This is a genomic window from Paracoccus sp. Arc7-R13, from assembly GCF_004010775.1.
Classification (GTDB): Bacteria; Pseudomonadota; Alphaproteobacteria; order Rhodobacterales; family Rhodobacteraceae; genus Paracoccus; species Paracoccus marcusii.
The window spans coordinates 473,477-486,199 of sequence record NZ_CP034810.1; the positions used below are offsets into that span (position 1 = coordinate 473,477).

Below are 12,723 nucleotides of genomic sequence, written 5' to 3' on the forward strand. Positions count from 1 at the left end.
GGCGTCAGCCGAAGACCGACCAGCCGGTGAATTCGGCCAGCCGTTCGGCGGCCAGCGTGCCCATCTGCGAATTGCCCCATCCGTCCAGACCCGGCGACCAGATCGCGATCGACGCCTTGCCCGGCGCGATGACCAGCAGCCCACCCCCCACGCCCGATTTCGCAGGCATGCCCACGCGGAAGGCGAAATTGCCCGACCCGTCATATTGCCCGCAGGTCATCATCAGCGCGTTGATGCGCCGCTGTTTCACCGGGGCCAGCAGGGGCGGCGCGCAGTCCAGCACGGCGATCACCCGGCCCGCGCGGGCCAGCTGGATGCAGGACATCTCGATCGCGCATTGGTGGACATAGGTGCCGATGACATGATCCGGCGGATTGCGCAGATTGCCGAAGCTGCGCAGGTAATGCGCCAGCGCCGCGTTGCGGTATCCGGTGCGGGCCTCGGACCGGGCGACGGCCTTGTCGATGTGGATGTCGTCATCCTCCGCCGCCGCGCGCACGAAGCCCAGGATCTCGGCCAGGGTCTGCTGGGGGCTGCGTCCGGTCAGCAGCTGGTCGGTGACCACGATGGCGCCCGCGTTGATGAACGGGTTCCGGGGCCGGCCCTTCTCCTGTTCCAAGAGCAGGATCGAATCGAACCGGTCGCCCGACGGCTCGCGCCCCACGCGCAGCCACAACTGTTCGCCGATGCGGCCCAGCACGCAGGCCAGCGCGAACACCTTGCTGACCGACTGGATGGAAAATCCCCGATCCGCCTGCCCGGCGGTCAGCACCTGTCCGTCCGCCAGGGCCACGGCGATGCCGAACTGATCGGGGGCGACGCCGGCCAGTTCGGGGATATAGTCGGCGACTTTGCCCCAATCGGCAGCCTTGCGGATGTCGCGGTCCAGGTCCTGCAGAAAGCGTTCAAGCGTCATGGCGTCCCCCGATGCTGCGCAGAGCCTATGGCGCGAAACCGCCGCCCGGGGAAGGTTAAAGCGCCTGACCCGCCAGCATCCGCGGCATCGGCGACACGGACAGCCCCGCCGCCTGCCGCATGAAGCCGCGCCGCAGTCCCGGCAGTGCATCGACCACGCCCATGCCCGCGCCGCGCAGCCCGGCCACGGCCGGATTGTCGGTCGCGAACAGTCGGTTCACCCCGTCCATGCCCAGTGCCAGCGTCGTCGCATCCGGTCTGCGCCACGCCTGATACCGCTCCAGCACCAGCGTGCTGCCGATATCCTCGCCGCGTCGGGCGGCATCGACCAGCACCTCGGCCAGGGCGGCGACGTCGCGCAGGCCCAGGTTCAGGCCCTGGCCCGCGATGGGATGGACCCCATGCGCCGCGTCCCCCACCAGCGCCGCGCGGTCGGCGGCATAGCGTTCGGCCAGGGACAGCGACAGTGGATAGCTGAAGCGCGGCCCCGCCAGCGACAGATCGCCCAGGAAATCGCCAAAGCGCGGTCGCAGGACCGCCAGGAAGGCGGCGTCGTCCAGAGTGGCGATGGCCGCGGCGTTCGCGGTGGTTTCTGACCAGACGATGTTGCTGCGGTTTCCGGGCAGGGGCAGGATCGCCAGCGGCCCGGTCGCCATGAAATACTGATGCGCGATGCCCTGATGAGGCAGGGCATGGTCGATGGCCGCGACCAGCGCGGTCTGGCCGTAATCCCAGCCTTGGCGCCGGATGCCCGCGCGCGTGGCCACGCCCGACCCGCGCCCGTCCGCACCGACCAACAGCCGGGCTGTCAGCCGCTGTCCGTCAGACAGGATCGCAGTGACGCCCGCCGGGCCGACCTCCTGGCCGGTGACGGACAGGCCGGGCAGGGTGGTGACCGCGCCCTCCATCGCGTCGGTCAGGGCGGCGTGCAGGAAGCGGTCCTCCAGCATGTGGCCCACCGGGCCTTCGCCCAGCTCGGCGCTGTCGAAATGCAGGAAGAAATGGCCCGCGCCCTCTCCGGGCTGGCCTTGGGACGCCTTGATCTGGTGGATGGGCTGGGCGTCGGGGGCCAGCCGGTCCCAGAGGCCAAGAGCCCGCAGCACCCGGACCGAGGCGATGGCCAGCGAATAGGCCCGCCCGTCGAAACCTGCCCCCGACCGCGCGCGCGCGGGGCGCGGATCGACCACGGCCACGCGCAGCCCGGCCTGGGCCAGGGCCAGGGCCAGGGTCGGGCCGTTCAGCCCGCCCCCGGCCACCACGATGTCGAAATCCTGTGTCATGGCCCGCAGCTTGCACGGGCCGTGGGCAAAGGCAATGCGGCGCGCGGCCTCACGCGCCCTGGGCCAGCAGGGCGGCCAGCCCGGTCCGGTAATCCGGATAGTGCAGTGTCACGCCCAGGTCGCGCTTGATCCGGTCGTTCCGGACCCGCTTGCTGTCGCCATAGAAGGACCGCGCCATCGGGGTCATGTCGGCCTGATCGAAGGGCACCGCGGGCGGCAAGGGCAGGCCCAGCAGGGTCGCCGCATGGGCGATCACGTCCTGAGGCGGGGCCGGGTCGTCGTCGCAGACGTTGTAGATGCCGATCGGGTCGGGCGCGTCGATCGAGGCCAGCAGGACCTGGGCGATATCCTCGACATGGATGCGCGAGAAGACCTGACCGGGCTTGATGATGCGCCGCGCGGTGCCGTCGCGGACCTTCTGGAACGGGCCGCGCCCGGGACCATAGATTCCCGCCAGCCGAAAGATGTGCAGCGGCAGGTCATGCGCCCGGGCCAGGTCCTGCCATGCGCCTTCGGCGGCGATGCGGGCCTGGCCGCGCGGACCCGACCCGTCCAGGACAGAATCCTCGTCGACCCAGCCCCCGTCGCGGTCGCCATAGACGCCGGTGGTGGACAGATAGCCCAGCCAGCGCGGCCGGGCGCGGGCCAGTTCGTCGCGGAACGCGGCCAGAACAGGGTCGCCGTCCGGTCCGGGCGCGGTGCTGACCAGGATCGCGTCGGCCCGGGCGATGGCCGTGCGCAGCGCATCCTCCGACCCGGGCCACAGCAGGGGCACGGCGCCTGCGGCCGCGACGCGGTCAGGGTCGTCGCGGGTGGTGCCGGTGACCTGCCAGCCGCGGGCGGTCAACAGGGGTGTCAGGAAGCCGGCGCTGTAGCCGTGACCGAAAACGAGCATCTTCATGACGGCACCGTAACGGCGCGCGCGTGGCTGCGCCAGACGCTTGCCTGCCGCCTGCCGCGCTGGCAGGGTCGGCGCAGCAAGAAGGACAGATCCGATGACGACAGACGCCCGCTTTCTGCCGGTCCAGACCCCCGACGCCGCGGCGCCCCGCGACTTTACCGACGCGGCCGCGGCCGTGGCCCATCTGCGTGCGCTGTACGACCAGGCGACCGGCTTTCTGCTGGGCCATTTCACCGCCATCCTGGAAGGCACGTCCCCCGTCGCGCGCTATCGCGCCTTCTACCCCGAGGTGCGGCTGATCGTCCCGACGCATGGCAAGATCGACAGCCGCCTGTCCTTCGGCCATGTGGTCGCGCCCGGCGTCTATGCGGCCACGGTGACGCGCCCCGACCTGTTCCAGCATTATCTGACCGAGCAGCTTGGCCTGCTGATCAAGAATCACGGGGTACCCGTGACCATCGGCCTGTCGGACACGCCCATGCCGGTCCATTTCGCGGTCGCCGCCCAGAGCGACCTGGCCGTCCCGCAGGAGGGCGTTCTGGATTTCAGCCTGCGCGACGTCTTTGACGTGCCGGACCTCAACACCATGAACGACGACATCGTGAACGGCGTGGCCGGCGCCATGCCCGACGGCAGCCAGCACCTGGCGGCGTTCACCGCGCAGCGTGTGGATTATTCGCTGGCGCGCCTTGCCCATTACACGGCGACCGCGCCCGAGCATTTCCAGAATTTCGTCCTGTTCACCAACTATCAGTTCTATGTCGACGAGTTCGAGGCCTTTGCCCGCCGCGTCCTGTCGGATCCGGACAGCGGCTATACCGCCTTCGTCGCCCCAGGAAACCAGCAGATCACCGACGGCCACGACACGATCGTGCCGCTGTCCAAGCTGCCGCAGATGCCGACCTATCACCTGAAACGCGCGAACGGGCAGGGGATCACGCTGGTCAATATCGGCGTCGGCCCGTCCAACGCCAAGACCGCGACTGACCACATCGCGGTGCTGCGCCCGCATGTCTGGCTGATGGTGGGCCATTGCGCGGGCCTGAGGAACAGCCAGTCCCTGGGCGATTTCGTCCTGGCCCACGCCTATCTGCGCGAGGATCACGTGCTGGACGACGACCTGCCCGTCTGGGTGCCGATCCCGGCCCTGGCCGAGGTCCAGGTCGCCCTGCAGGAGGCGGTGGCCGAGGTCACCCAACTGGACGGGTACGAGTTGAAGCGCATCATGCGCACGGGCACCGTCGCCACCATCGACAACCGCAACTGGGAGCTGCGCGACCAGTCCGGCCCGGTCCACCGCCTGTCGCTGTCGCGCGCGGTCGCGCTGGACATGGAAAGCGCCACGATCGCCGCGAACGGGTTCCGGTTCCGCGTCCCATACGGCACGCTGCTCTGCGTCAGCGACAAGCCGCTGCACGGAGAGCTGAAGCTGCCGGGCATGGCGACGGACTTCTATCGCACTCAGGTCGCCAACCATCTGCTGATCGGCATCCGCGCGATGGAGAAGCTGCGCGACATGCCGCTGGAGCGCATCCATTCGCGCAAGCTGCGGTCCTTCAGCGAGACGGCGTTCCTGTAGCGCGGCGGCAAAACACCAGCAAACGCGGGTTTTCGCGCGCGGGGCGAAAAAGGCTTGATCTGCCCGTCAAAACCGTGTGTAGCAGGCGATATGCCGCAAAAGGCGCAATTTGTGGGCCCGGTGCAACAGGGCAAGAGGAGACGGACCATGGCTACGGCTGCTGCAAAACCGATGACCAAGACCCAACTGGTGGCGACGATCGCCGAAGAAATGGGCTCGGACAAGAAATCCGCTTCGGCCGCTCTGGACGCGATCGTGGCGATCGTGACCCGCGAAGTCGCCGGCGGCGGCGCGGTGACCCTGCCGGGCATCGGCAAGATCGCCTGCCGCGCCCGTCCCGAGCGTCAGGTCCGCAACCCGCAGACCCAGGAAATGATGACCAAGCCGGCCGACAAGCAGGTCAAGGTCACCATTGCCAAGGCCCTGAAGGACAGCGTCAACAGCTGATCCGCAGATGCTGCGATGACGGATCGGGGTCGTGCCATCGGGCACGGCCCCTTTTCTTTATGTCTTCACCCCACGGCGGTGCTCTGCTAGCCGTTTTGCATCACCTGCAAGAAAGGCCTGGTCCATGGATCTTCGCGCGTTGCTGATGGGTCTGGCCTTCGCGGTGATGTGGGCCTCGGCCTTCACCTCGACCCGGATGATCGTGACCGAGGCGCCGCCGCTGATGGCGCTGGCCCTGCGCTTTGCGCTGTCGGGCGTGATCGGCGTGCTGATCGCGCTGGCCATGGGGCAGACCTGGCGCACCTTGACGCGGGCGCAGTGGCGCGCCGTGCTGATCCTGGGGCTGTGCCAGAACGCGCTGTACCTGGGCCTCAACTGGACCGCGATGCAGTGGATCGAGGCGGGCCTGGCCTCGATCATCGCCGCGACCATGCCGCTGATGGTGGCCGCCCTGGGCTGGAGCCTGATGGGCGAGCGCCTGCGCCCGATGGGCGTGGGCGGCCTGATCCTGGGCGTGGTTGGTGTGGCGATCATCATGGGCGCGCGCCTGCAGGGCGGCAGCGACCTGACCGGCATCGTCATGTGCTTCGTCGCGGCGCTGGCGCTGGCGGTGGCGACCCTGACGGTGCGGGGCGCCAGTTCGGGCGGCAACGTGATGATGATCGTGGGCCTGCAGATGCTGGTCGGCGCCGTGACCCTGGGCCTGATCGCGCCCTGGTTCGAGACCTGGGACGTCACCTATACACCGCGCCTGGTCGTGGCGTTCCTCTATACGGTGATCGTGCCGGGGCTGGTCGCGACCTGGGTGTGGTTCATGCTGGTCGGGCGCATCGGCGCGGTGCGCGCGGCGACGTTCCACTTTCTGACGCCCTTCTTCGGCGTGGCCACCGCCGCCCTGTTCCTGGGCGAGGATCTGGGCGCGGGCGACGTGATCGGCGTCGCGGTCATCATGGCCGGCATCCTGGCGGTGCAGCTGTCCAAGGCGCCCCCGGTCAAGCGCCCGCCGCCCAGCTGACGGACCCCTGCGGCCATCGGCGGCGTTGAACCCGCGCCAACCCCTGCGATGATGGTGCCATGCGTCCCGACCAGATCCTGCACCCGACCGAGGCCGGGCTCTATTGCCCGCCCGGCGATTTCTACATCGACCCGGTCCGCCCGGTGCCCCGCGCGCTGATCACGCACGGGCATGGCGACCACGCCCGTGCGGGTCATGGGGCCGTCATGGCGACCCAGCAGACCTTGGACATCATGGCGATCCGCTATGGCGAGGATTTCACCGGCACCCGCCAGGCCGCCCAAGGGGTGGCCCACATTGGCGATGTGCAGGTCAGCTTTCACCCCGCGGGCCATATCCTGGGCTCGGCCCAGATCGCCGTGATGCCCGACCGCGGCCCCAAGATCGTCGTGTCCGGCGACTACTGCCGCGCCCCGAACCCGGTCTGCGCCCCCTATGAGCCGGTGCCCTGCGACATCTTCGTGACCGAGGCGACCTTCGGCCTGCCGGTCTTCCGCCATCCCGACCCGCTGACCGAGATGACCAAGCTGATCGCCAGCATGGCCGAGTTTCCCGAACGCCAGCACTTGATCGGCGCCTATGCCCTGGGCAAGGCGCAGCGGGTCATCGCGCTGGCCCGACAGTCCGGGATCGACGGTCCCATCGCCATCCATGGCGCGCTGCAGCGACTCTGCGATTTTCACGTGGAACAAGGGATCGACCTGGGCCCGCTGGTCCCGGCCACCGCAAAGCAGGTCGATGCCCAGCTGGTCATCGCGCCGCCATCCGCCTTTGCCAGTGCCTGGGTCCAGCGGTTCCGCGACCCGGTCATCGGCTTTGCCTCGGGCTGGATGACGGTGCGCGCGCGGGCGCGGCAGCGGGGGGTGGAGCTGCCCTTGGTCATCAGCGACCATGTCGACTGGCCGCAGGTCACACAGACCATCACGGAACTGGCCCCCCAGGAGGTCTGGATCACCCACGGGACCGAGGACGGGCTGATGCGCTGGTGCGAGCTGCAGGGCATCGCGTCCCGCCCCCTGCGCCTGATCGGATATGAGGACGAGCCGGAATGAAGGCTTTTGCCCATCTGCTGGAACGGCTGGCCTTCACCGCCGCGCGCAACGCCAAGCTGCGCCTGCTGCGCCATTACCTGGAGGCTACGCCCGACCCCGACCGCGGCTATGCGCTGGCCGCGCTGACCGGTGATCTGAAGCTCAGGGCAGTGACGCCGGGCCTGTTGCGGGGGCTGATGGCGGGGCGGGTGGACGAACAGCTGTTCGCCATGTCCTATGATTTCGTGGGCGATCTGGCCGAGACCATCGCGCTGCTGTGGGATACCGACCAGGACCAGGACGTGCCCCTGCGGGATGCGGTGGCGCTCCTGCGCGATACGGGCCGCGCGGGCCTGCCTGCGGCGATCACCGCGATGCTGGACCGGCTTGGCCCGTCGCAGCGGCTGGCCTTTCTGAAGCTCGCCACCGGCAACATGCGCGTGGGCCTGTCCGCCCGCATGGCGCGCATGGCCCTGGCCGAGATGGGGCCCCCCGAGGTCAAGGACATCGAGGAGATCTGGCACGGCCTGACGCCCCCCTATCAGCCGCTGTTCGACTGGATCGCGGGGGGCGCGCGCCCCGAACACGCGGCCCGCGCGCCCTTCCGGCCGGTGATGCTCTCCACGCCCGTCGATCTGGATCAGCTGCGCGCCTTCGATCCCGCCGATTACATCGCTGAATGGAAATGGGACGGCATTCGCGTTCAGGCGATCAACGACGGCGGCACGCGGCGCCTCTATTCCCGGACCGGAGAGGATGTGGGCGCGGCCTTTCCCGACCTGCTGGAGGCGCTGAACTTCGACGGTGCGCTGGATGGCGAGCTGCTGGTGCGGCGGGGCGCCGACGTGGCGCCCTTCGGCGATCTGCAGAAGCGTTTGGGCCGCAAGGTCGTTGGCCGCGCGATGCTGGACAGCCATCCGGCGGGCCTTCGGGTCTATGATGCGATGATCTGGCAGGGGCGCGACCTGCGCGACCTGCCGCATCAGGAGCGGCGCGCGGTGCTGGAGGGCGCCGATTTTGGCAGCGACCGAATCGACCTGTCGCCATTGCTGCCCTTCCAGACCTGGGACGATCTTGCCGCCCTGCGCGCCGACCCGCCCTCGATCGTGATCGAAGGCGTGATGATCAAGCGCCGCGACAGTCCTTACGTCGGCGGCCGCCCGCGCGGGCCCTGGTTCAAGTGGAAACGCGACCCGATGGTGGTGGATGCGGTGATGCTCTATGCGCAGCGCGGGCATGGCAAGCGGTCGGGCTTCTACAGCGATTTCACCTTCGGCCTGTGGGACGGGGAGGCGCTGGTGCCCGTCGGCAAGGCCTATTTCGGCTTCACCGATGAAGAGCTGCGCGAGCTGGACCGTTTCGTTCGGAACAACACCACCGAACGCTTTGGCCCCGTGCGCTCCGTTGCGCCCAAGCTGGTGCTGGAGGTCGCGTTCGAGGGGCTGAACGCCTCTCCGCGCCACAAGTCCGGGGTCGCGATGCGCTTTCCCCGCATCAGCCGCATCCGATGGGACAAGCCCGCCGCCGAGGCCGACCGGCTGCAGACGCTGAAGGACATGATCCCGTGACGCTGCCCCCCGCGTTCCAGGACTGGTTCTCCCGGCAGGGCTGGCAGCCGCATCCGCATCAGCTGGCCCTGCTGGAGGCCAGGGAGGACAGCCTGCTGATCGCGCCGACCGGGGGCGGCAAGACGCTGGCGGGGTTCCTGCCCTCGCTGGTCGATCTGACCGCGCCGCATCTGGGGATGCACACGCTGTACGTCTCGCCCTTGAAGGCGCTGACGGCGGATATCGCGCGCAACCTGTCGCGCCCGGTCGCCGATCTGGGCCTAGACATCCGCATCGAGGATCGCACCGGCGATACCCGTGCCAGCCAGCGCGCCCGCCAGCGCATGGACCCGCCCGACATCCTGCTGACCACGCCGGAATCGCTGGCTTTGATGCTGTCCTATGAACAGGCGCCCGTGATCTTTGGGGGCCTGCGCCGGGTGGTGCTGGACGAACTGCACGCGCTGGCCGAGAACAAGCGCGGCGATCAACTGATGCTGGCCTTGTCGCGCCTGCGCGCGCTGGCGCCCGACCTGCAGGTCACGGGCCTATCGGCCACGGTCGAAGACCCGTGGCGGCTGGCCCGCTTCATGGGCGGCGCAACCGTGATCCACGCCGACCCCGGCCCCGATCCCGACATCGCCATGCTGCCCACCGCCAAGGCCCCGCCCTGGGCCGGCGCGGGCGGGCATTATGCCGTACCCGACGTGCTGGCCGCCGTGGCGCAGGCCACGACCACGATCATCTTCATCAACACCCGCGCCCAGGCCGAGCTGTTCTTTCAGGCGCTCTGGGCCGCGAATGACGCGAACCTGCCCATCGGCCTGCATCACGGCAGCTTGTCGCGCGAGGCCCGCGCCCGGACCGAGGCCGCGATGGCCGCGGGCGAATTGCGCGCCGTGGTGGCGACCGGGTCCCTGGATCTGGGCATCGACTGGGGCGCGGTCGATCTGGTGATCCAGGTCGGCGCGCCGCGCAACGTCAAGCGGCTGGTCCAGCGGATCGGGCGAGCGAACCACCGCTACAACGCGCCGTCCCGCGCGCGGATCGTGCCGGCCAACCGCTTCGAGGTGATCGAATGCGTGGCCGCCCTGCAGGCCGTGCGCGAACGCGATCTGGACGGCGACGATCGGGGGCCGGGGCCGTTGGACGTGCTGTGCCAGCATATCCTGCTGACCGCCTGCGCGGGGCCTTTTGACGCCGATGCGCTGTTTGCGGAGGTCCGCACTGCCGGGCCCTATCGTGACCTTTCCCGCGCCGATTTCGATGACTGCGTCGCGTTCGCAGCCACCGGCGGCTATGCACTGCGGGCCTATGACCGCTGGCAGCGGCTGATGCAGCGCGACGGTTTGTGGCGCCTGCGCGACCCGCGCGCGGCGCGAAACCTGCGCATGAACATCGGCACCATCGTTGAGGCCGAGATGCTGAAGGTCCGCTTTCGCGGACGCGGCGGCGCCCCCTTGGGCGAGGTCGAGGAAGGGTTCGCCGCGACCCTGGCACCGGGCGACACCTTTCTGATCGGCGGGCAGACGGTGCGATACGACGCGCTGCGCGAGATGGTGGTCGAGGTCACGAAACAGCCCTCCAAGGAGCCCCGCATCGCCACGTTCTCGGGCATGAAGCTGGCCACATCGACGCAGCTATCCCATCGGGTTCTGGCGCTGATCGGCGATCCGGCGGCCCATGCAGGCCTGCCCACTGATACCCGCGATTGGCTGGCGCTGCAGGCCCGCGTCAGCACCCTGCCGCGCCCCGGCACCCTGCTGACCGAGGCGTTCCCCCACCAAGGACGCTGGCATCTGGCGGTCTACGGCTTTGCCGGGCGCAACGCGCTGCAGACCCTGGGCCTGCTGATGACCCGGCTGATGGAGGAGGCTGGGCTGGCCCCCCTGGGGTTCCTGGCCACCGATTACGCCCTGCTGATCTGGTCGCTGGACCCGGTGACCGACCCCGCGCCCCTGCTGGATCGCGACGGCCTGCGCGAGGGGCTGGGCGACTGGCTGGCCAGCAATGCGGTGATGAAGCGCAGCTTTCGCAACGTGGCGACCATCGCCGGGCTGATCCAGCGCAACCTGCCCGGCGCGCGCAAGTCGGGGCGGCAGGCGACGTTCTCCAGCGACATCCTTTACGACACGCTGCGCAAGTACGACCCGGACCACCTGATGCTGCGCATCACCGCGGCCGAGGCCAGCCGGGGGCTTGTGGATTTCGGCCGGATCGAGGAAATGCTGGACCGCACCGACCGCCTGGACCACCGCATGCTGGAGCGTGTGTCGCCCCTGGCCGCGCCGCTGATGCTGGAACTGGGCCGCGTGCCCATCGCGGGACAGGGCCGCGAGCGCATGGCCGAGGCCGAGGCGGCGGCAATGATGGCAGAGGCAGGGCTTTCGTGACGTTCCACCCTTTCGACTTTGACGGCCAGACGCTGCAGGCGCGGGCCAGCGGCGCACTGTTCTGGCCTGAACGGCGCTGGCTGATCGTGGCCGACCTGCATCTGGGCAAATCCGAACGCATGGCGCGGCGTGGGGGTGCCCTGCTGCCCCCCTATGAGACGCTGGAGACGCTGGACCGTCTTCAGGCGGAGATCGCAGCGACCGATCCTGCGGTGGTCGTCAGCCTGGGGGACGGGTTCGACGACGACGCGGCGGGGCGCGCGCTGCCCGACGATGTCTGCGACCGGCTGCGCACGATGGCCCAGGGCCGGCGCTGGATCTGGGTCCGCGGCAACCACGACCCCGGGGCGATCTGTCCCCGCCTGCCCGGCAATACCGCGGCGGAGCTGCATGACGGCCTGATCCTGCGCCACGAGGCGGGTCAGGGGCCGGACGTGTCGGGCCATTACCACCCCTGCATCCGGCTGGCGGGCCAGCGGCGGCGGTGTTTCCTGGTCGGCCGCGACCACCTGATCCTGCCCGCGTTCGGTGCCTATACTGGGGGGCTGGAGGTCACGGACAGGGCGCTGGCCGCGCTGGTGCCGCAGGGGCTGGCAATCGCCTGCGGAGCGCGCGCCCTGCCGGTGCCGGTGGGCATGCGTCGCCGCGCATGAAAAAGGGCCGGCACGCATCGCGGCCGGCCCCCGTCATCCTGAGTGGTCGGATCAGAACCGGAAGTTCGCGCCGATCTTGACGCTGCTCATGGTCATGCTGGCGCGGGTCGAGAGGGTGTCGATCCCGTCCGAGAACTCCACCCGCTCGTTGCCGAAATCGCGGTACTGGTATTCTGCGAAGATCGACGTGCGCGGGTTGATCATGCGCTCCACGCCCAAGCCGCCCGCGGCACCCGTCGCGGTGAAGCCGCGCGTCTGCGAGAAGTCGCCCGTGCTCAGCGTATAGTCGAAATCACCGCGGGCGACGCCCAGGGTGCCATAGACCAGCGTCTGCGGGTTGACCGCATAGCCGGTCTTGATGACCAGGGTGGCGATGTTCTTCATCTCGCTCTCGACGCGGCCCAGCAGCGGATCACCGATGTCGATGCTTTCGTCGACCGAGCCGAATTCGACGCCCAGTTCAGGACCGAAGACCCAGTTGCCGCGCTGCCAGCGATAGCCCAGCTGCAGACCTGCGGTTGCGCCGGAGATGCCGACATCACCCAGTCCGCCGATCAGGCCCACGTCCTCGCCGTCGATGACCTCGGAGAAACCCACCTGATCCTCGGTGTCGAAGACATAGCCGAGCGATCCGCCCACATAGGCGCCACCCCATGCCGAGGCGATCGGCGCCACGGGTGTCACCGTCACCGGTGCCACGTCAACGACGGGCGACACCACGCCCCCGGCAAGGGCAGCGCCTGCCCCCAAAACCAGGGCCGAGACGGAGGAAAGAGCGAAGAGGCGCATGGGGGATACTCCTGAAAAGCTGGGGCGCGCCCACCGGCTGCGCCCGATCTGCAAATGATGTCCGGTCAATCCAGCGCAGAGAATCGGCCCAAGATCAATTAAAACGCGCATTGGCCCCTGTCCCTGCACGCGGTGACGGGCATGGACAGTGACCTTTGGGCAACATGGGCCGT

The 12,723-nt window shown here is 69.1% G+C and carries 11 protein-coding genes; 7 read left to right on the top strand and 4 right to left on the bottom strand.

What is annotated here, in order from left to right; translation table 11 throughout:
- Nucleotides 1–4 precede the first annotated feature (4 nt).
- The 3 genes from EOJ32_RS02335 to EOJ32_RS02345 are packed head-to-tail and all read right to left on the bottom strand — an operon-like array spanning nucleotide 5 to nucleotide 3,096.
- On the bottom strand, nucleotides 5–916 hold the full coding sequence (locus tag EOJ32_RS02335; protein WP_127897561.1) for a glutaminase: 912 nt from the start codon (nucleotides 914–916) through the stop codon (nucleotides 5–7).
- Nucleotides 917–971: 55 nt separating this feature from the next.
- Nucleotides 972–2,195, bottom strand: a complete 1,224-nt coding sequence (locus EOJ32_RS02340) for a UbiH/UbiF/VisC/COQ6 family ubiquinone biosynthesis hydroxylase (protein ID WP_127897562.1) — start codon at nucleotides 2,193–2,195, stop codon at nucleotides 972–974.
- A gap of 49 nt (nucleotides 2,196–2,244) precedes the next feature.
- Nucleotides 2,245–3,096, bottom strand: coding sequence for an SDR family oxidoreductase (locus tag EOJ32_RS02345; RefSeq protein ID WP_045982292.1), 852 nt, complete (start codon nucleotides 3,094–3,096; stop codon nucleotides 2,245–2,247).
- A 94-nt stretch (nucleotides 3,097–3,190) separates the two neighbouring features.
- On the opposite strand from EOJ32_RS02345, the gene EOJ32_RS02350 reads away from it, so the two are divergent.
- From EOJ32_RS02350 to pdeM, 7 genes are all read left to right on the top strand, one after another.
- On the top strand, nucleotides 3,191–4,675 hold the full coding sequence (locus EOJ32_RS02350; RefSeq protein ID WP_045982293.1) for an AMP nucleosidase: 1,485 nt from the start codon (nucleotides 3,191–3,193) through the stop codon (nucleotides 4,673–4,675).
- A gap of 147 nt (nucleotides 4,676–4,822) precedes the next feature.
- Nucleotides 4,823–5,122, top strand: a complete 300-nt coding sequence (locus EOJ32_RS02355; RefSeq protein ID WP_042246023.1) for an HU family DNA-binding protein — start codon at nucleotides 4,823–4,825, stop codon at nucleotides 5,120–5,122.
- Between the two features lie 124 nt (nucleotides 5,123–5,246).
- Nucleotides 5,247–6,137, top strand: coding sequence for a DMT family transporter (locus tag EOJ32_RS02360; protein WP_127897563.1), 891 nt, complete (start codon nucleotides 5,247–5,249; stop codon nucleotides 6,135–6,137).
- Between the two features lie 59 nt (nucleotides 6,138–6,196).
- The gene (locus tag EOJ32_RS02365; RefSeq protein ID WP_127897564.1) at nucleotides 6,197–7,189 is read left to right on the top strand and encodes a ligase-associated DNA damage response exonuclease; all 993 of its coding nucleotides are present in this window, start codon (nucleotides 6,197–6,199) and stop codon (nucleotides 7,187–7,189) included.
- The gene (locus EOJ32_RS02370; RefSeq protein WP_127897565.1) at nucleotides 7,186–8,736 is read left to right on the top strand and encodes a cisplatin damage response ATP-dependent DNA ligase; all 1,551 of its coding nucleotides are present in this window, start codon (nucleotides 7,186–7,188) and stop codon (nucleotides 8,734–8,736) included. Before EOJ32_RS02365 ends, EOJ32_RS02370 begins: the two co-directional genes overlap by 4 nt.
- Entirely contained in the window at nucleotides 8,733–11,108 is a 2,376-nt protein-coding gene (locus EOJ32_RS02375; RefSeq protein WP_127897566.1) for a ligase-associated DNA damage response DEXH box helicase, read from the top strand. The genes EOJ32_RS02370 and EOJ32_RS02375 overlap by 4 nt, the downstream gene beginning before the upstream one ends.
- Entirely contained in the window at nucleotides 11,105–11,761 is a 657-nt protein-coding gene (gene pdeM, locus EOJ32_RS02380) for a ligase-associated DNA damage response endonuclease PdeM (protein ID WP_127897567.1), read from the top strand. The genes EOJ32_RS02375 and pdeM overlap by 4 nt, the downstream gene beginning before the upstream one ends.
- A 51-nt stretch (nucleotides 11,762–11,812) precedes the next feature.
- Here pdeM and EOJ32_RS02385 read toward each other — a convergent pair whose 3' ends face one another.
- A complete protein-coding gene (locus tag EOJ32_RS02385) occupies nucleotides 11,813–12,550 on the bottom strand; it encodes an outer membrane protein (protein WP_164871379.1) in 738 nt (245 codons plus the stop codon).
- Nucleotides 12,551–12,723: the final 173 nt, after the last annotated feature.